Below are 19482 nucleotides of genomic sequence, written 5' to 3' on the forward strand. Positions count from 1 at the left end.
TGCCCTTAGGTTCAGAACCTGCCCGCGCAGTAAACTATTCCAATTTGATTTTGACCATGAGAAGTTTACTTATTTTGATGTGTGCAGTGACCCTTCCGATATCGGCTTTGGCAAAGAATAAGTCGGCAATTCTGGCAAATGGTCACTACGTTGGATTTACAGCGGAGGAAAACCCATTTTTGAAGGTTAGGGTAGAAGGAGATCAGTTATTTCTGAACATTCCCAAGGAAGCTTTGGATCTACCGGTCCTGTTTGTTCGCTATGGACTCGGAAGTGATCGGAAGTTCATTCAGGTGGTCTGGTCATTGCAAGGAGATAAGATGCTCCTGAAAATGCCGGCCATTCGATCCACCGCAGGCATTACAATTCCCATTAAACCGAAATTTTCCCTTACTGACAATATTCTGGCCATCTTTCCCTTGGAAAAGGGAAAGGAGCAACCTGAAACCTATACGGTGAACATTACCGACTTGGTACTGCAACAAATGATTGAATGGGAGCCTGGATTTTCTGAAAAATTGGCACCTGAAATCAGCTTGTTGATGGGGGCCAAAAACATGGTAGATGAAGTGGTCATCAAGACCCGAAGGGGATTGGTCAAGGACGGATCGAAGGTGTCGATTCCCATTTTTTATGGATTTGCTCCCTTACCCGATCCCATGAAGGCAAGAAGGTTCGATTATCGGATGGGATTCTATGATGAAGAAACCACAGGAATACACTTCCATATGAGAAATAGCTTGGCCAATATTGCCAGATGGCGACTGGAAAAGAAGTATAAGGACCAAGAGGTCAGTGTTCCCAAAAAAACCATCACTTTTTTGCTGTCCCCGGAAATTCCCAAAAAGTGGAGGCCATATGTCAAGGCCGGAATAGAGGAGTGGTTGCCGGCATTTGAGTCTGCCGGTTTCAAAGATGCCTTGGTGGTCAAAGCATTGGACAGTCTTGATGAATGGACGGCACACAGCATTCATTCCAATATCGTGTACTGGTCTAAAAAAAAGTATATGAGAGGTTGCGAATATGAGGATTATGGGGGGACCGTGGCCAACATCATTGATTTGAGGACGGGGGAAATCTTACGCGGAGACATCTTTATTGGCGTCTCGGAACGGACCGCTATGGAAAAGTATTTTGTCCGTGCTGCGCCCTTGGACAAAAGGGCCCAACAATTTCCCTTTCCCGATGAAATCACCGGTTCCATGTTCCAAGTGACAGCGGCCCATGAAGCAGGTCATGTTTTTGGGCTCAAGGATGCCAACTATGGGGAATATGCCTACCCTTGGGAGAAAATGAACGATAGCGTGTGGCTACGGACAATGGGGCATACGCCAAGCATCATGAATTATACCAGGCCATCGAACATTCCACAACCGGAGGACAGTATTCCACCACATCTGTTGTTTCAAAGGGTGGGTCCAGCGGATCGATACAATATCCAGTGGGCCTATACAGAGTTTCCGGAGGAAATGTCATCGGAGCGGGAAAACAGGGCCTTGGAAAAAATGATTCGATGGCAGGATTCCGTTCCCTGGTATCGATTCATCGATGCAACATTCGAAACCATTGGCCCGGCAACTTCCAATGAGGTGGTCGAGACCAACGACCCGGTCCGCAGCACTGAATCGGCCTTAAAAAACTTGGAACGGGTGGTAGCACTTTTGCCCAAGGCGACCGAAGACCAAAACGACAATGCGAGATTGGAGCGTTTGTATGAAAAAACCTTGGAACTGTGGCATAACCATATGGTACACGTTTCGACACTGATCGGGGGATATGATATCCAATATAAGCCCTTGGGTCAAGGGGGGAAAATGTACAGCCCGATTCCATGGGAAAAACAAATGGAGGCCCTTGATTTTCTATTGGTAAATGCCTTTGACCCTCCGAAATGGTTGACCCACCCCAGTTTTCACATAAATACCAGGTATTCCACCTTCCCTGATAAGGTATCGGAATACCAACAAAGGCTTTTACCGGAACTGCTTATGGCACCCCGGTTGAAGCGACTGGAGTATATGGAGAGTTGTCTTGCCACTGAACACATGGTCCAAACTTTTCTAAACCAATTGCAATCAGGGTTGTTTTTGGAATTGCAATCCGACATAGACAGCGTGGATGGAAGGAGGCAAGCCCTTCAAATTCTTTACATTAGGCAATTGATCAGGTCCATTCAACAAAAAAGACCTGGTTTGGATCCTGGACAACGTTTTTATGCCCATTCCGATTATATCAAGGCCCAAGCACTGGGGCAATTGCTGGATTTAAAAACAGAAATAAAAAAGGGGCTGAAAAAGAAATGGGATGCAAACAGTAAAGCGCACTGGCAACGATGTCTGTTAATGATCAATGAGGTGTAGGCAATTGTAATAAAGAATTCCATGGACATGGGAGAAATGCCCCTGGTTGATGGATGTATTTTGAGTTAGTGAAAAAGGTGCCTTGGAAGAGGCACCTTTTGATTTGGCAATGCTCACGATTACAGTGCATTTTTACGCAAAGGTATGCCGCCAAAACTTGGCATGGAATACAACTGATAACCTTCATAGAGACACGGAGTATTCCCAATCTCACCACAGCCTTCTTCCGCTGTGACGGACTTCCATTCCTGGTCCACAGCATCATAATAGTGCGCATCCTGAAGGACATTTTTGTCCTCAGTGGCAAATGCAAGGCCCACCGCCAACAAAATGGCGAAGGCCGGTAAAACAAGTTTTAAAAATTTAGATTTCATAATACTTGGTATTAAAAGTTAATGCCTACTCTTATAGGTTTTCGGCTTCCCCTGTCACTGCGCAGTATCTTGGTGTATTTGCTTGTTATATTGTTTCTTGGACCAAAGGATGCCCAATAGAGCAAGGACCATAAAGGAACTGTTCAATAGGATGTGTTCCTTCCATCCCAGGGCCGAAATGACTCCGCCACAGGAACAGGGGATGGAATCACTGAATTTTAAAACAAAAACGATGTATAGGGTAAAACATCCCAAAAGGATAAAGCTGGCATATAGTGCCAAGATTCGGTATCTGGGGAACCATAATAAGCCAGCAATGGTCAATTCCAGAAAAGGCACGGCCCATGCAATCAAAGAAGCATAGGGGGATATATAGGGCATCCGCTCCAAACGCCATTGAAAGGTATCAAGATCAATCAGTTTGCTCACCGCTGTATATACAAAAAGGATGGTCAGTAAAAGGCTCGACAGGGTAGCAAGTGTATTATGGATTCCTTGATTCGACATATCGTTTGATTTGATATGACAAAGTTCGGGAGTCTGGTTTATCCCTTAGGGAGCAATTGTTATCCGAAACGGATTAAATCAATGTTTTTGAAGTAGTTAGGACCGTAAATCGCTTGGGGAACGCCCATATTTATCCTTGAATGCCCTTGAAAAATGGGTCTTGCTCTTAAAGCCTGTCATTTGAACAATCTGCTTTATGGTATGGGTGCTATGAAGTATAAGGGTCCTTGCCATTCTAAGACGTTCCTGTATCAAAAACCGAAAAATGGTCGTACCGTACACTTGTTTGAACCCATATTTCAACTTGTACTCATTGGTACCCTCTTGATGCGCCAACTCCTTTAAGGAGGGAAGGTCCTTGTCCAGATTGTTGATGATGGCGTCATGGACACCACGGATGATCTGGATGTCTTTTGGGGTCAAGGTGACCTTATGTTCCTTGGTTCCCTTGGTCACTTTGAGCGTCTTTTTGGGAAGTCCCGTTTCAAAAGGTTCCCCTTTGGAAAAGAAAACCGTATTCAATAGGATTTTTTGACCGCTCCCATCCAATGCTTGGTAGACCGAAAGTTGACAATCCTTGGCCAATAAAAGACCGTCATTGGTCTTGAATTCCAGAAACAAAACCGTTTCAGACCGCTTTCTTTTCAGGTGCTTGGACAACCTTTTGGCCCATTTTTCCTTGGACTTTTCGGTCATAAATTCAGTGATAGGCTTTCCGATAAGATCCTTGGGTAGATAGGACAATAGGGAGCAGGTGCCGTTGGTGACCAGTTCAATTTGACCACGGTCATCCAAGATTAGGGACAGTTGAATGATACATTGTGGGGTGGTGTGGGCATTGGCAAAACCTTGGTGGATAAAGGCTGCCCGGATCTCTTCACTGACCATATTGAGCATGACCACCAAAGAAGCGATGTTGTCATTCCTATCGGAAGGTTCAAGGGTGTAGAAGAAATTGCCTTTGGCCATTTCCAAGAGCATTTTCTTGATTCGCTTAACCCTAAAATCATCGTTATTCTCCATACACCTTAGTTTCTAGTTTTTGTAGGTATGCTTTGCCAAAAAGGCCAGGGCTTCTGATTTGCTGACAAAGGATGCCGTGGGTGTTTTTGACGGATGCGTGTCCATATAAAAGATACTGAGATCGTCCGTTACGGGCGGGTCGATCAAAAAGGCCAGGGCCTTGATCCAAAGTGAACCCTCCAGGGCCAAATAATCCCGCGCCGCTTTATTGATAGTCCTCACATCCCTAATATCACAGAGCACCGGCATTTCCCTACCTTCCTGTAAGTACATCCGGTCCTGAACAATCAACTGTGCCGCCTTCAGGTCAATGAGGGGCACCTTTTTATAAATGACGTGCATCAGCTCATCGGTCAGGAGATAAATCGCATAGTTGTTTTCATGTGTCCTTTTCATTTGTAGAAAACTGGTTAGCAACTGGAATTTACAAAAATATTGTAATTGGATGAATTGAAACGGTCATATCTCATTCAAAGTAGGCTATAGAGTTATCTAAAAAGGAGTATCTGTTATCTCAAAAGGATTATATCATAATTCAATTATCGTTAATCTGACAATAGCCATTACTTTTTAGGACAATTTAAACCAAACGATATGGCAAAGATCAAACACCACAATTTTTTGAACACCGTACATGAAGTATTTACCGATGCCAAACAGGCAGGGGTTCTCCACCTGTATGCCGGTGGCGAGTCCTTTTCAGGTAGGACCATAGAGGTCGGCGGAAGGGAACTGTACCATTTTGGGACCACAGGGTATCTGGGACTGGAACAGGATGTTCGATTAAAAGAGGCCGCCAAGGAGGCCATTGATAAATACGGGACACAGTTTCCACTTTCCAAGTCCTATATCTCCAATCCGCTTTACAAAGAGTTGGAAGATTATATCCGTGAAATGTACAGACATCCCATTATCATTACCAAGAACAGTACCTTGGGGCATTTAGGGGTGATTCCCAGTGCTGTGGAAGATAGTGATGTCATTATTTTGGACCATCAGGTACATTGGAGCGTGCAGAATGCTGCAAAGATGCTCAAGACACGGAGTGTCCCCATCGAAATGATACGGCACAATCATTTGGATATGTTGGAGGACAAGATCAAAAAGTACCAACATTCCAAACGACACATCTGGTATATGGCCGATGGGATCTACTCCATGTACGGGGACTATGCCCCGGTAAACGAGTTGATGGAATTGTCCAAGAAGTATCCACAGCTCCACTTTTATTTTGATGATGTGCACGGCATGAGTTGGGTGGGGGAGAAGGGTACAGGTTATGTCTTGGACAAATTGGGGGAACTGCCCGAAAATGTACTCCTCTTCGGCACCCTGAGCAAGACTTTTGGGGCCAGTGGTGCGGTATTGGCCTGTTCCAATCCAGATAGGTACGATAAGATAAAGACCTTTGGTGGTCCCCTGACCTTTTCGGCCCAATTGGAACCCGCTTCGGTCGGCGCGGCCATTGCATCGGCCAAGATCCATCTTTCCCAAGAGATTTATGAGCTTCAGCAAGAATTACGGGAACGCATCGATTATTTTAATGCATGCCTGTCCACTACCGAACTGCCCTTGATCGATCGGAACGAATCCCCGGTATTCTACATTGGGACCGGGATGCCCAAGACCGGGTACAATTTTGTGAACCGATTGATGGGTGAAGGATTCTATGTAAATCTGGGAATTTTTCCTGCTGTACCGGTCAAGAACACTGGGGTTCGGATTACCATCTCAAGGCATAATGAAAAGGCCGAGATCAAAGGATTGGTGGAAGCCATGGAGCATCATTTTCCATTGGCCCTGGAAGAGACCGGGACGAGTTCCGAAAGGATCTTCCATGCCTTTACATTGGAACCCAAGATCCAAAATAAACCGCAGGTATCAACCGAACTGACCATCGAAATTTTGGACACGATCGATCAGGTAGATGAAAAACAGTGGAACCGCTATATGGGAGGACAAGGAGTGTATGATTGGGAAGGACTGCAATTTTTGGAAGCGGCTTTTCAAGGAAATGCTTGTAAGGAACACAATTGGTTATTCCGATATGTGATCATCAAGGATTCCAATGACACTCCCATTTTGATGACCTTTGTGGTCCTTTCCCTTTGGAAGGATGACATGCTCGCCCAAGCAGAAATATCTGCTGCCATGGAACAAGAGCGGTTGGAAAAGCCTTATCATTTGACCTCCACGGTACTGTCCTTGGGTTGTTTGTTTACCGAAGGGAACCACCTGTATTGGGACAAATCCCACGAACTGGGCGGTGCTGCAAGGGACGGCCTGTTGGAATTTTTGGAAAAAATGGAACACCAGTTGGGTGCAAAAATGACCGTGCTGCGTGACTTTGGAGCAGAATCTACTTGGAACGAAGCATTGTACGGTCATGGGTTTTTGCGGGTGCAGATGCCCAATTCCTGCACCGTTGACCTAACTGGGGTTGATTCCATGACCAAGTATATCGAACAATTGTCTTCCAGAAACCGTAGGCATTTTCGAAAGGATATCCAACCGTTTTTTGACTTGATCCAATCCGAGATCATCTCCAAGTCCGATGCTTTCCAAATACAGGAGTTCAAACGCCTTTTTGGCGAGGTACAAAAACGTAACCTTGGCCTCAATACCTTTTCATTTCCTGACCAACTGTTTGATCGGATGAACGAAAATGAACATTGGGAATTTATCGTGCTTACCCCAAAAGGGAAACCCAAAACCATCCTCGGGGTGATGTTTTGTTATACCAATCAGAATGCTGTCTATGTGCCAGCCTTTGTGGGCATCGACTATGACCTATTGGAAACCTATGCCACCTACCGACAATTGTTGTACTGGACCATTGAACGTGCGATTGAACTGGATATCCCCAAAATAGATTTTGGGATGACGGCCTCCTTTGAAAAAAGAAAACTGGGAGCGACGGTCCATGAAAAATATGCCTATCTGCAGACCAACGACAATTTCATCCTGGAAATGATCGGGGTCATGGAAGGGCAGCACTAATGGCCGGTTGTCATGAAGTACCAAAAGCTGCTATCGGAATTTGAAGGCCAATTGGATACCTTGGAAAGCGGGAACGGGGATGTACTCTTCAAGGCCGAAAAGGGCATTGCAATTGTGGAGAAATGTATCCGAAAACTGCAAAAACAGATTACCGGAAAGACCTTCGCCACACAAGCCGATGAGATCTACTTTTTCAAACATGTCAAGCCCCAGATCTTTAGTAAGCTGATCTATTACGCCAGACTCTTCAGTATTGAGAGCAAGCGCCCCCGAGGAAACAATGCTGCCCAGATAAAGTATCTCCAGAACCAGATTGACAAGTTACAGGCTTTCTTCAATGACAATTTGGAATTCTATAATTATTACCGACGCGGTGCCATGTCTTTGGATGAACAATATTTTGTCCGCGGAAACCGTGATTTGAGATTGCCCTTGGAATCCTTCCATTTCTTGATAGATGAACAGTTCTCCACTTGTCAAGATGGTACGGTGGCCACCATCATGGCCTATGATATGCTGATCGTGTACTTGAGAAAGGAGGTAGACGATTTGAACAATACCCTCGAACCTACAAAAAACACACCTATGGAAAAACCTTCAAAATTATTTTGGACAGGGAGCAAGACCGATCTGATCGAACTGTTATATGCGCTGCATGCCAGTGAATCCATTAATGGCGGTACGGTCGATATCAAGGAAATGGCCTCCCATTTTGAACATTTTTACAATATCGACCTCGGCAATTACTACCATACCTTTATCGAGATTCGATCTAGAAAGACCAGTAAAACTAGGTTTTTGGACAGGCTCATTGAACTGCTTAACCAGCGTATGGAATCCCTGGACGAGTGAGCTCATTTTTCCCAAGGTGGGTACCCACCTTGGGAGTTTTGGTTTTGGCCAGATTCGGGCACTTTTTTTGACCATATTGGACAATAGAATTGATCGCTATGTGTCAAATCATTCCATTTGTAATCAAATTTTATGTTGCAAAAATCTTTCCCAAGGTGGGTCCCAACTTGGGAAGTTATTCCAAAAACCTTTTTGAGTTTTGTAGTGAAAGTCAAATCAACGGAAGGGCCATCAAATGAAATGAGAGTAATGCGATGGTCCTTCTTTTTAAAACTCAGAAACTATGGGAGCGACCATTATCACAACACAAGACCTGATGGAGTTCAAAGTGGAACTTTTGGAGGACATCAAGGAACTATTGCAAAACCACAACGGCCCAACGCCCAAAAAATGGCTAAAATCCAACGAGGTTCGGGAACTCTTGGGCATTTCTCCCGGTACTTTGCAAAATTTACGCATCAATGGCACATTGCCCTATACCAAGATCGGTGGCGTCCTCTACTACGAGTACCATGAGATCATGGAGGTATTGGAACAGAACAAGATACATAATCGTATCTAGGTTTGGAAGAAGTCAATTATATCAAACATCTCAATGGAGTTTTTGAACAATTCTCCAAGGACAGTCGACTCAATCCCACACATATCAGTCTCTATGTGGCCTTGTTTCAATTCTGGAACACCAACTACTTTAAACCGGAGTTCTTTATCAACCGGGACGAGGTCATGCAGTATGCCAAGATCGGATCCAAATCCACCTACCATCGTTGTATCAAGGAGCTCCACCATTGGAGTTATATCGTTTACACCCCATCCCACAATCCTTTCAAAGGGAGTAGAATCAAGATGTTCGATTTTGGGACAAGTACTGGACAAGTGGTGGACCAAAGCCAGACCAAAATCGGGACAAGCAATGGACAAGCAGTGGTACCTATAAACAAACATATACAAACCTTGGAAAACCAAAAAAACAATAACAAACCGCACGATTTCAAAAATTTGGATTTTGAGGATTTTGAAAACGGAAGCAAACAGAAGGCCAGTGTCCCATATCGGGACAACCTAAAGACCAAGAACCACAAAAACTACAACGAACCCCTGTGAAGTACCATGCTCCACATATCATCACCGAAGGAGCCGTTCAATACCCGCTGGGCACCCTCAAGGGCAGAGAGATTCACTATAATTTTGAAAAAATCCTTATCTACCTCAATGCCAAAGGTAAATTGCTTTTCGGCAAAAAATTCAAGATTCACCATGAAGACCGGGAAATCCTCTACAAACTCTGCCTCTATTTTATCCAGGATAAGGCCCGCTGCGCCCAACTAGGGATTGACATCCACAAAGGACTCCTTTTGTCCGGGCCCGTAGGTTGTGGCAAGACCAGCCTTATGAAGCTACTGAAGTACATCGTCCCCCACCAAAGACCGTATGAAGTTATCCCCTGCCGGAACATCGTGTTCGGGTTCAACCATATCGGCTATAAGACCATAGAAGATTATGGCAGTTCGCAGTTTTTCTGTTTCGATGATCTCGGCGTCGAACCCACGGGACGGCATTTTGGGCAAGATTGTAATGTCATAGGGGAAATACTGCTCTCCCGACACGAACTCTTTATCAACGATAAACGTAAAACACATGCCACCACCAACCTCAATGCCCAAGAACTGGAAGACCGCTATGGCAATCGTGTACGTTCTCGGATGCGGGAAATGTTCAACTTGATCAGTTTCGATGCCAAGTCGACTGACAAAAGGAGTTGAACATTCATGAGTACCTTTAAAAAACAATATCAACGCCACGAGCTAACTGTTCAATTTGGTGGGGTTTGACAGAAAGAGCAAGGATAAAAGAATATCAGTATGGATCCAAAAGGAGCCTTGAGCCTTTACGAACAATATTATCGGAACAATAAAACTTATGGCTATTATATTCGGGAAAGCACCTGGCGTTCCATCGGTCAGGTACTTTTTATCGTAGGCGTCCAAGAAGGCGAAGAGCTCCGGGGAACCCCTCCATATTTCAACAATCCCAAAGTGTATGTCAAATTGTACTACACCAATTCCATCAGGGAGATCAACGAGGCTACTAAATACAAGGTCATCAGAATTGAGGATGGGGGCAGTTACCGCTACCAGCCCGTGGACAAAGATTTTATCCTGCCGACAAAAATATGACCTTACCACATGCCCTTGGAAGTGCCTGCCCCAATGGTCTTCAAGGAAATTCCTCCAGCGCTGAAAACACACGGAACGGGGAGCTGTGCTGAACAGCGTTTTTATCCAATCAACACATCATGGAAATGGTTATTTCATTTTGATGGCCGACTTTAATTGGATCAACTCCCCAAGTAACCTCGTATGCGTCACAGTTTCCGGTATTCCTAGATCGTCGGCCATTCTGGACACCTCCAAATTCAAGTTTTCGATTTCCGTCCTTCTGTTATGGATGATGTCCACATACGTGGAAATCAACTGGCCATCCGACCGATGACTTATGAGCATTAGGTTTTTCTCTATCATGTCACTATCCAGGTCGATTCCCTGTCTTTGTGCCAGTGAAACACACTCTTCAATAACGGTTCGAGCCAGTTGTGCAGCCTTGGAATTTCTGACAAAAATTCCATTATCGGTTTCGAGCAATGGACAAATGGAGTTGAAGGCACAATTGGCAATGACCTTTGTCCATATGTGTCGCGTGATATCGGGTTCGCTATGGAAACTGAAATAGGGGGTGTTGATCTTATCGACCACATCTTCAAGGCCATCATTATTTCCCTGTAAGTTTCCTAAGGGCGATGACGTAACTGATTTAAAGGTAACCTTGTTGTCGCCCGTTATTTGACTGGTGGAAAACAGGACACAGCGATATACCTTATCAAACCCTTGAAAGGGGCGTTCCACATGAAGTCCATTTTGAAGGAGAACTATGGAAAAATCTCCTTCTTTGTCCCTTAACTTTCCAGCGATTTCCGTATTGGCGAATGCCTTGGCCGCTATCAAAACAATGCCATTGATGGCCTGCAAACCATTAAATGTGGTCGTGATGATCCTTTGTTTAAACGTGCTGTCTTTTCCAACAACAGTAATAGTATCTTCCACGTCGGGTATATGGTCCACACTGCCCCTGACCAGTACGACTTGTTTGTTTTCCTGTTGTAAAAATACGGCCAGTGCCTTTCCAATGGCTCCCGAGCCAACAATGTAAATTTTTGAGTTTTTCATAGTTTAATTTTTTAGAATGGACCTGTAGTCCAAAAAAATCACCTTAGTCCATCTGAAAACCGGTCTATTTCATAATCGGCCAAATCGAAGGACATGTTTTTGTTTCCCTTGGTATAGGCGATCACGGTCATGCCTGCACGGTTGGCAGCTTTCATTCCTGTCCGACTATCCTCAATTACTGCACATTCCTGGGGCTTGACCTTCAGTTTCCTTGCCGTATTGAGGTATATGGCCGGATGCGGTTTGCCCTTTTCTTCACGATCTGCGGATGAAATTATATCAAAAAGAAGCCTGGTCTGGGTTTTTTCCAATACCGTTGGGATGATTTTTTCGGGTGCATTGGTCGCAAGCCCTATTTTATAGTGTTGTGCTTTGAGCTTTGTGATAAAGGCCCTGATCCCCTTGATGACGCAATCTTCTGAGCGGATCAGTTCCACGACCCTTTGGATGACCATCTCTTCCACCTCGGGGAGCGTTCTTCCCTTCCAGGGAAACTGTTCATACCAGAACCGGGTGACTTCCTTGGTGGTCATGGACCGGGTCAACAGGCTCCCTTTTTCCGTCACCGAGACCCCAAGCGAGGAAAAGACCTCAAATTCGGCCTGCTTCCAGATGCCTTCACTGTCCACCAACACCCCGTCCATATCAAAGATGACCGCTTTTTTGTCCCTGAACATCAGTTCCATGTTCTTCCTATGTATGCCGCATCCCAGAAATGGTACTCCAAATACGATGCATGGATAAAGGCTTCGGTCATTCGAGCTCTTGTCCCAGGGGTGGTACGCTCGGCCGCAAGGTCACAGATCATAATGGCACGTTGTACGCTATCGGAAAATTCCTCCCCGCCATAGGTATCGATCCATCGTTGGTAGGGGTTGTTGGCTATGTGTTGGCCGTTGTATATGTAATCGCCCACTTTTTTATAGATCCAAAAGCAAGGGAGGGTGGCGGCCATGGCCACTTCCACAGGTTCCAAGGCTGCCGTGCTCTTTAAAAAGTGGGTATAGTGGTGGCATGCCGGTTGTATCGTACCCTTATCTGTTACCCCAAAATCCTCAAAATAGGATTCGTGAAGCGCATTTTCCACGACCATGGCACCTTCCGCAAAACGGATATAGGCCAATGCATCCCCAATATCATGAGATTTGGCACCTATCAGTGCAAGCGCCCTGCCAAAATGCTCCAGATAGAGGGAATCCTGCGCCATATAAAATTGAAATTTGGCCTTGGGCAGGGAGCCGTTCGCCAACTCTCGGACAAAGGGCATGTTCAGAATGGCATTATAATTTTTATCTATTTTTTTCCAGGTCTGTTCAGTCCATTTCATTTTTGATCATTTTTTGAGGGTTAAAAAAGTGGTTCAGGGGACCGTTCCCTTTTCCGGTCCGTACATTTTTTCCGCTGTCAATGGCATGGTGCACATAGCGTTGTCCAAGATCAACGGCTTCATACAAGGTTTTGCCCTGTGCCAGATAGGAGGCTATGGCCGACGACAGGGTACAGCCTGAACCATGGGTGTTGTTCGTTGCAATTTTAGACACTTCAAAGGGATGGCATTTATCCTTCCGGTCAAAAAACAGGGAAGTGATCTTTGAGGTTTCCTGATGCCCCCCTTTCATAAGGATACTGTTGCACCCCAGTTCCTTGATTCGTTCCCCGGCAGTCCGCATTTCTTCCAATGTCTTCACCTGCATATGGGCCAATAGGGACGCCTCGTCCATATTCGGTGTAATGATCGTTGCGATGGGCAGCAACTGCTCGACCAGGGCATCGATGGTATCCGCTTCGATAAGACGATGGCCACTGGTAGCGACCATGACCGGGTCGAATACGATGGGCACCTCTTGATATTTTTTTAAGGTGTTTGTTATGGTTTGCACCAATTCAGGGGTGTGCACCATTCCTATTTTTATGGCTGCGGGCATTATATCGTCCATGACCGCTGCGATTTGGTCGCCAACGGCTTCAACGGGAATGGGATAGATCTTCCGCACCCCTTGGGTGTTCTGTATGGGCAGGGCCGTGAGCACCGTTGTGGCATAGCACCCCAGTGCCGATATCGTTTTGATATCTGCCTGTATTCCGGCCCCACCGCTTCCGTCAAAACCGGCAATGGCCAATACCGAGGGATAAGTATATTTTTTCATGCTGTGATTGCATTTTTTAGTTCATAAGCTGCTTTCTCAGGGCAGTTCGCTCCGCATATTGCCGATACCACGGCGATACAGTCGGCACCGGCCCGGATGACAGTCCTTGCATTTTCTTTGTGGAGATTGCCAATGGCCACCAATGGTTTTTGCGTCAATTCACGTATGCTGGCAACCCCTTCCAATCCCCATTCCGTTACGGTATCCCTTTTTGTATCGGTCCTGAACACTGGGCTTATCGCGAGATAGTCGGACATGGCTGTTTGCTCGTTATCCAGTTGTGCCAAATACTCTATCGAATACCCAATCAACTTATCCTGAAAATAGGGCTGTTGTCTCAAGGCGGTGGGACGGGCATCCTTGTTCCCCACATGGATGCCGGCGGCATTCACCTGGGAGGCTATCTTTGGATTGTCATTGATGATCAACGGGACACCGTATTTCTCCGTGACCTCCCTTAACCGTTGTGCCCTTTCCAAAAACAGATGCCCAGGCAGCTTCTTTTCACGCAATTGGAGGATATCGACACCTCCGCGGATAGCCTGTTCAGCAACCTTAAACATATCCTTTCCTTTGCAAGCTTCCTCCAAGATGACCAAATACAATGGGTAAGGGAATTCGGAATGGAGTTTCATGGTCTCAATAGCTTGATATGATCGTAAAATTCCTTTTCGGATATATTATAGAGCATATCCAGAAGATGTAGTTGTAAGGTGCCTGGGCCTTTCGATTGTTTTTCGGCCAGTTCCCCAGCTATGCCCAACAAGGTCATTGCCGCGGTCACGGCCTCGGTGTTATCTTCCACAACTCCGAGAAAAGCACCGATAAGTGCAGATGCGGTACAGCCCATTCCGGTCACCTTGGTCATTAAGGGCGTTCCATTGGCTATTTGGATTTTTTGCGCACCATCTGTGATAATATCCGTGGTCCCGGATATACAGACAATGGCATTGTATGCTGAGCAAACAGAATGGGCAGCTTCCACGGCCTCATCACTCGCTGCGGTACTGTCCACTCCCTTGGTGGGTCCCTGGCTGGCTTGCGCCAATGCCATGATCTCAGAGGCATTGCCCTTGATGACGGTCGGTTTAAAGTTCAACAACTCGTGCAATATGTTGTCCCGGAAAGGGGTGGCGCCCGCACCGACGGGGTCCAAGACCCATGGTTTGTCCAATGTATGGGCGGTCTCGGTGGCCAAAAGCATGGCCTCGCACCAATATTCGTCCAAGGTGCCAATATTGATGACCGTTGCATGTGCAAGGGCGACCATATCACGGACCTCGGATTTGGCATGGGCCATGATCGGGGATGCCCCGGCCGCCAGAAGTGCATTGGCCGTATTGTTCATTACCACATAATTGGTAATGTTGTGTACCAGTGGGGATTTTGATCTTAAGAATTGAATGTGTTTCCAGAGATTTCTTTCCATAACCATTTTCTTGATTCAAATTAAAATGGCCTTAGGAGCAAATCGGAAAACAAAAGGAAAGTCACATCACCAAGTGATGCCAAATTTCGCTTTTCCCTACGTCGGTGTGAGCCGTATCAGGTTCCAAGGGACTCTCTCAATTCTTTTCAGAATACCCCTAAAGCATGCACGAATATACGCATAATTGCCCAATATGCATTGGACGAAGTGAATCCACTAAATCCACGCTTCAGCGAAATTCATTATTATTGGGAAGCAGGAGAGAGACAGACCCCGCACTACGCCCAGACAAAACCCAGTGTTCTTATCCGTCCAGTGATTTCATTACCCCAAGATTGAAAATCTTCTAAGCCCCGTAAGTCTCCTAGCATTAACCTCAATCCCCAAGAACTTGAAGAACGCTATGGTACCCGGGTAAGGTCCAGAATGCGGGAATTGTTTAATTTGGTAGGGTTTAATTCCAAAGCATTTGATAAAAGAAGATGATACGAACCCCAAAAGTTCTTCATATGTAATAACTATCATTCATTTCTGGATTGGGAATGAAATTATTACGCACAATCCAAACACTACTCGAATCTTTCTCTTTTTGTTCCAATTCTTTCCTTATTTTGTTGATTTCCGAACACTCATTTTCTCTCAAGTAAAAACGATGATTCTCCAACCAATTTAGTATAGGATAATACTTTTTTCTTTCAACTTTTTCAAGCTTATTGAGTTCTTTTAAGCCATCAATTTTATCAATTATATCAGAATGTTTTATTTGAGGTTTCAACTGAGGAATAAAATTAATCATACCATCCTCTGAAATAATTACTATCACCATAGGATGCTCTTTGTAAAATTGTTCATAGTATCGGACGGCCGAATTGTAACGAGAACCCCTAGATGCATCCCCTTTTTCCGTGGCCAAACCATCTAAAATCACACCAATCGAGTAACATGTGGAATCTTTATCCAATAAAACAGCGCCATCTATTGAAGTAATTTGTTGAATAATATTTGGAGAAAGTTTCATTGGTTTTATTGGAAAGCTTTGTTTTCCAAGCCGTATAGATTCATTTTGGGCATTGCTGGTAATCACCAGCATGGTGCCATGTTTTTGCTGTGTGGCCTGCATGGTAACATCCCATAAATCATCAATTTGCCTTTTTTTAATAGACTTAAAAATTCGTGGCAAATCTGAGTAAAACTTCAATCTATTTATTCGTTCTTTTGTGACATTGGGCAATTTGTATTCCACAACCATTAAGGGATTGTCATCATGTAAAACCTGCCACTTAAAATGGCTGATAAAATCAATAATAAATAGGGACTCCGTCTTTGGGTTATATTTGCCAACCAATTCACCAAGCCCATATATTAAAGCGGAATCGGATATAATAATAGAATTTTCTGTTGATAGTTCTAGAAACTTTCTGACCTTACGATAATCACTAGCTTTTATAGGGCTTTCAAGTTCTAAAGTCAACCTCAAGTTCATATGATCCTTATGGGCAATAGCAAGTTTACCGAACCCCTCTGCCCCCTCATATCTCATGGAGGCTATGGTGTTGCAGGCATCATACAAGCCATGTAGCCCCTCAAAATTACCTCCCACATGTGAAACGGTATACATAAATTGTTTTCCTGATTCACGCAACATCTCCTCTGGGCGTCTATTAATGGCTTCAAAACCCCGGTAAGGGTCTTTCAAGGCATTGGAACTTTCTTTTAAAAAAACATCAATGGCACTCTCAATCAATGAGCGATGTATTCTGAAACGATTATCAAACTTTTCCTTTGTCAACGAATAATATTTGCTAAGTGCTTCTTTTTGTACCTCGAGTATGGTAAAGACTAAGAAACCTTCAATATAGGTTGGATAAGAAACATGCTTATCGGTTTGATCATCAAAATCAACACGCTCCAAAACCTTTTTTATAGCATTAATGAAGGATTTGTTACTAATGCGCTTATTATGCCCCTCTTGTGCTACAGGATGAGTGTGAAAAATTTGCCCTTCGGGATCCACTTTTTCTAGTTCTTCTGCTAATTGTCTAAGACCAGTAAAGGTATGGATGTTATACCCGCAATCTTCAGGCTCTAGGCATATATCATGTCTATCCTCCCTATCCTCAATTAATACTCCTAATAGAAATATCTTCGGATTTAAGTTTTTATCAATTCTGGTGAAAAACTGTTCTGCTTCGATTTGAAGCGAGCTTTGCATGTGGTGTTGATAACCCCACATAAAAAGTTTTATGGTATTTGACATTTATTTCTCAACTTGTTGTATAATGACCATGCCAGTTAACCACTTTAATTGGTTATGGTCTATTTTAGTTATCCCTTTAGACATTCAAATTACTACTTATTAGAGGTATTACAAAACAATACAACCGGCTTTATGAAGATAGAAACAAGACTAGCAGACTTTATCGCCTTTGATTCAAGACTAAATCAACCGACCATGACAAAGCTGTAATATTAATAGGACAAGTTGTCATTTTAAAAGTAGTATTTTGATTTAAGTAAAGATAAGGTCATTGGGCATGAAATTTGTTATATTTTTGAGAACCAAATGATTATGAAAAAACCATTTAAGATACTCTCCATAGATGGGGGTGGAATTAAGGGATTGTATAGCTCCAAGATTTTAGAGCATTTTGAAGAGGAATTTCAGTGCAATCTTGTGGACTACTTTGACATGATTTGCGGAACCTCTACAGGTGGAATTTTAGGATTGTCACTTTCATTGAGTATAAAGGCTTCTGAAATCTCCAAACTTTATGAAGAAAAAGGAGCACTGATTTTTCCACCACAGTCAAAAGCATGGGGGATTTTCAAACAAACTTTTCGAGGGGGAAAATATGGTGACAATGCATTGAAGGAGGCACTTGAAGCTACTTTTGGAGACCACAAGATAGGCGAGAGTAATTGTCTGCTGTGCATTCCCAGCTATTCATTGACCGACGCCAGACCTTTTGTCTTCAAATACGACCATAAGGAAGGTAATCTAAGCCGTGATAACAAGGCAAGATATGTAGATGTGGCACTCGCCACTTCAGCAGCCCCCACGTATTTTCCATTGGCGGAATTTAAGGACTATGATAACAAACAGTTTGTTGATGGAGGCATTTATGCGAACAACCCCAGCATCGTCGGTTTTATAGAGGCACTGACTTATTTCGTTGGCGAGGATAAGGAATACGACGAGGTCCAAATTCTTTCCATAAGCAGCTTGACAAACACGGTTGGAAAAAACACTGGGTTGACCAGGGAACGTGCATTCATTGATTGGAGGGACGAGCTCTTCGATGCTATGCTTACTAGTCAGGCAAAATTTATTGAGTACTTCATGTCCAAGGTGCACGAAATCAATGCGATTCCTGTGAAGCACATACGTGTGCCTAGTGACATCCTATCCCCGGAGCAGCAAAGTGTAGTAAAATTGGACAAGGCCACAAAGCAGTCGATTAACCTGCTCAAGGGAAAGGGTAACGACATGGGTATCATCTGGCGAAAAAAAGAAGAAATAAAACAGTTTTTCGAAGCTAAAAAAACATACAAAACAAACTGATACGAAATGGCAAATTTACATAAGACCTTTATAGAATTCAATGATATCATCTACTTGATTCCCAAGAAAAAAGCTGAACTAAGGACTTCTAGAAATTCTATTAGGGAAGATATCACTAAGTACTTCAATGAGAAACGTGATAGACATACTGTAAAATACAAAGGCCAAGGGTCATTTTCGACTAACACCTGTATATTGCCTTTGAGTGGGGAATATGATATTGACGACGGCGTTTATATTTTTGGAACTGAAGAAGATCGACCCACCCCACAGACGGCCCATAATTGGATATATGATGCGGTGAAGGACAGAACCGACCAAAATACAATTGACAAGAACACCTGTGTACGGGTACAATATGCCAATAACTACCATGTTGATTTACCTATCTATTATAAAACGACCGACACCAATGACGAATACTTTTTTGATTCCGAGGACATACCCGAATTGGCCCATAAAAGCAAGGGATGGATTGAAAGTGACCCCTACGCCTTTCGAAAATGGTTTGACAATGAGGCCAGTGGCAAGGACCAATTGAAACGGATAATTCGGTATTTAAAAGCTTGGACAGACAATAAGTCTTATTTAAAACTTCCCAGTGGAATGGTGTTCACGATTCTTGCCGCACAACATTTTACGCCCATGGAAAGGGATGATGAGGCTCTTTTGAAGACCTTGGAAAACATTCAGGAGGCAATTGATGATGTCAAGTTTTGGTCTGCTTCCTACAGCTGTTATAGGCCTACTGTAGACACTACCGAAAACTTGATGGATAAATATGCCTCAGAAACGAGAAAGAAGAACTTTTTGGAAGCCCTGGACAACTTCATCATTTCTGGTAGGCAGGCCATTGAAATTAAAAGCAAAAAAGATGCCTGTGCCAAATGGCAACGGCATTTGGGAAGCCGATTTCCCTGTGCCAACATTGTGGAGGATGACGAGCAATTGGCGAAGTCATTTGTCATACCTGATATAATCAGGGACAATAAATCAGCTTAACA

General features: G+C 44.1%; 20 protein-coding genes, 1 pseudogene and 1 riboswitch. Of the genes and pseudogenes, 10 read left to right on the forward strand and 11 right to left on the reverse strand.

The window, feature by feature from the left end:
* Window positions 1-56 precede the first annotated feature (56 nt).
* Entirely contained in the window at window positions 57-2360 is a 2304-nt protein-coding gene (locus J4E06_RS06210) for a zinc-dependent metalloprotease (protein WP_349523167.1), read from the forward strand.
* A gap of 119 nt (window positions 2361-2479) precedes the next feature.
* On the opposite strand, the gene J4E06_RS06215 is transcribed toward J4E06_RS06210, so the two are convergent.
* The 4 genes from J4E06_RS06215 to J4E06_RS06230 all read right to left on the reverse strand — a co-directional run bounded on the left by J4E06_RS06215 (window position 2480) and on the right by J4E06_RS06230 (window position 4660).
* Window positions 2480-2734: a DUF6520 family protein gene (locus J4E06_RS06215; protein ID WP_349523168.1), complete on the reverse strand. Its 255-nt coding sequence runs from the start codon at window positions 2732-2734 to the stop codon at window positions 2480-2482.
* A gap of 54 nt (window positions 2735-2788) precedes the next feature.
* On the reverse strand, window positions 2789-3241 hold the full coding sequence (locus J4E06_RS06220; protein WP_349523169.1) for a MauE/DoxX family redox-associated membrane protein: 453 nt from the start codon (window positions 3239-3241) through the stop codon (window positions 2789-2791).
* Between the two features lie 96 nt (window positions 3242-3337).
* Window positions 3338-4264 carry a helix-turn-helix domain-containing protein gene (locus tag J4E06_RS06225; RefSeq protein ID WP_349523170.1) on the reverse strand — a complete coding sequence of 309 codons (927 nt, stop codon included), beginning with the start codon at window positions 4262-4264 and terminating at the stop codon, window positions 3338-3340.
* A 12-nt stretch (window positions 4265-4276) separates the two neighbouring features.
* Complete coding sequence (locus J4E06_RS06230) at window positions 4277-4660, reverse strand: DUF7793 family protein (protein ID WP_349523171.1); 384 nt, start codon at window positions 4658-4660, stop codon at window positions 4277-4279.
* Window positions 4661-4858: 198 nt separating this feature from the next.
* Here J4E06_RS06230 and J4E06_RS06235 point away from each other — a divergent pair, with 198 nt between their 5' ends.
* The 6 genes from J4E06_RS06235 (at window position 4859) to J4E06_RS06260 (ending at window position 10293) form a co-directional block, all read left to right on the forward strand.
* The gene (locus J4E06_RS06235) at window positions 4859-7264 is read left to right on the forward strand and encodes an aminotransferase class I/II-fold pyridoxal phosphate-dependent enzyme (protein ID WP_349523172.1); all 2406 of its coding nucleotides are present in this window, start codon (window positions 4859-4861) and stop codon (window positions 7262-7264) included.
* A gap of 12 nt (window positions 7265-7276) precedes the next feature.
* Window positions 7277-8116 (forward strand): RteC domain-containing protein, encoded by an 840-nt coding sequence (locus tag J4E06_RS06240; RefSeq protein WP_349523173.1) that lies wholly within the window; start codon window positions 7277-7279, stop codon window positions 8114-8116.
* Between the two features lie 283 nt (window positions 8117-8399).
* A complete protein-coding gene (locus J4E06_RS06245; protein ID WP_349523174.1) occupies window positions 8400-8678 on the forward strand; it encodes a helix-turn-helix domain-containing protein in 279 nt (92 codons plus the stop codon).
* A 2-nt stretch (window positions 8679-8680) separates the two neighbouring features.
* Complete coding sequence (locus J4E06_RS06250; protein ID WP_349523175.1) at window positions 8681-9220, forward strand: hypothetical protein; 540 nt, start codon at window positions 8681-8683, stop codon at window positions 9218-9220.
* Complete coding sequence (locus J4E06_RS06255; protein WP_349523176.1) at window positions 9217-9879, forward strand: P-loop NTPase family protein; 663 nt, start codon at window positions 9217-9219, stop codon at window positions 9877-9879. Before J4E06_RS06250 ends, J4E06_RS06255 begins: the two co-directional genes overlap by 4 nt.
* Window positions 9880-9978: 99 nt before the next feature.
* Window positions 9979-10293, forward strand: a complete 315-nt coding sequence (locus J4E06_RS06260; RefSeq protein WP_349523177.1) for a hypothetical protein — start codon at window positions 9979-9981, stop codon at window positions 10291-10293.
* Window positions 10294-10422: 129 nt separating this feature from the next.
* Here the strand turns inward: J4E06_RS06260 and J4E06_RS06265 are convergent, their stop codons facing one another.
* From J4E06_RS06265 to thiM, 6 genes are read right to left on the reverse strand one after another with little or no spacing between them, the layout of a single operon-like run.
* Window positions 10423-11340, reverse strand: coding sequence for a ketopantoate reductase family protein (locus tag J4E06_RS06265; RefSeq protein WP_349523178.1), 918 nt, complete (start codon window positions 11338-11340; stop codon window positions 10423-10425).
* A 38-nt stretch (window positions 11341-11378) separates the two neighbouring features.
* Window positions 11379-12026 carry an HAD family hydrolase gene (locus tag J4E06_RS06270; RefSeq protein ID WP_349523179.1) on the reverse strand — a complete coding sequence of 216 codons (648 nt, stop codon included), beginning with the start codon at window positions 12024-12026 and terminating at the stop codon, window positions 11379-11381.
* The gene (tenA, locus tag J4E06_RS06275) at window positions 12017-12667 is read right to left on the reverse strand and encodes a thiaminase II (RefSeq protein ID WP_349523180.1); all 651 of its coding nucleotides are present in this window, start codon (window positions 12665-12667) and stop codon (window positions 12017-12019) included. Before tenA ends, J4E06_RS06270 begins: the two co-directional genes overlap by 10 nt.
* Complete coding sequence (thiD, locus tag J4E06_RS06280) at window positions 12654-13487, reverse strand: bifunctional hydroxymethylpyrimidine kinase/phosphomethylpyrimidine kinase (protein ID WP_349523182.1); 834 nt, start codon at window positions 13485-13487, stop codon at window positions 12654-12656. Before thiD ends, tenA begins: the two co-directional genes overlap by 14 nt.
* Window positions 13484-14122, reverse strand: a complete 639-nt coding sequence (gene thiE / locus J4E06_RS06285) for a thiamine phosphate synthase (RefSeq protein WP_349523183.1) — start codon at window positions 14120-14122, stop codon at window positions 13484-13486. Before thiE ends, thiD begins: the two co-directional genes overlap by 4 nt.
* A complete protein-coding gene (gene thiM / locus J4E06_RS06290; RefSeq protein WP_349523184.1) occupies window positions 14119-14922 on the reverse strand; it encodes a hydroxyethylthiazole kinase in 804 nt (267 codons plus the stop codon). The genes thiE and thiM overlap by 4 nt, the downstream gene beginning before the upstream one ends.
* A gap of 70 nt (window positions 14923-14992) precedes the next feature.
* A riboswitch (TPP riboswitch) is annotated at window positions 14993-15085 on the reverse strand.
* Window positions 15086-15288: 203 nt separating this feature from the next.
* Here thiM and J4E06_RS06295 point away from each other — a divergent pair.
* Window positions 15289-15402, forward strand: a pseudogene (locus tag J4E06_RS06295) (ATPase); the annotation flags it as partial.
* A gap of 19 nt (window positions 15403-15421) precedes the next feature.
* Here the strand turns inward: J4E06_RS06295 and J4E06_RS06300 are convergent.
* Complete coding sequence (locus tag J4E06_RS06300; protein ID WP_349523185.1) at window positions 15422-17173, reverse strand: anti-phage protein; 1752 nt, start codon at window positions 17171-17173, stop codon at window positions 15422-15424.
* 312 nt (window positions 17174-17485) lie between these two features.
* Between J4E06_RS06300 and J4E06_RS06305 the strand changes: the two genes are divergently transcribed.
* Together J4E06_RS06305 and J4E06_RS06310 are read left to right on the forward strand one after the other, a co-directional pair.
* Window positions 17486-18478: a CBASS cGAMP-activated phospholipase gene (locus J4E06_RS06305; RefSeq protein ID WP_349523186.1), complete on the forward strand. Its 993-nt coding sequence runs from the start codon at window positions 17486-17488 to the stop codon at window positions 18476-18478.
* Window positions 18479-18484: 6 nt separating this feature from the next.
* A complete protein-coding gene (locus J4E06_RS06310) occupies window positions 18485-19480 on the forward strand; it encodes a CBASS cGAMP synthase (protein ID WP_349523187.1) in 996 nt (331 codons plus the stop codon).
* The last annotated feature ends 2 nt before the right edge of the window (window positions 19481-19482 follow it).

Origin of the sequence: Allomuricauda sp. NFXS6 (assembly GCF_040148835.1) — a bacterium.
In the GTDB taxonomy this organism is placed as follows: domain Bacteria; phylum Bacteroidota; class Bacteroidia; order Flavobacteriales; family Flavobacteriaceae; genus Flagellimonas.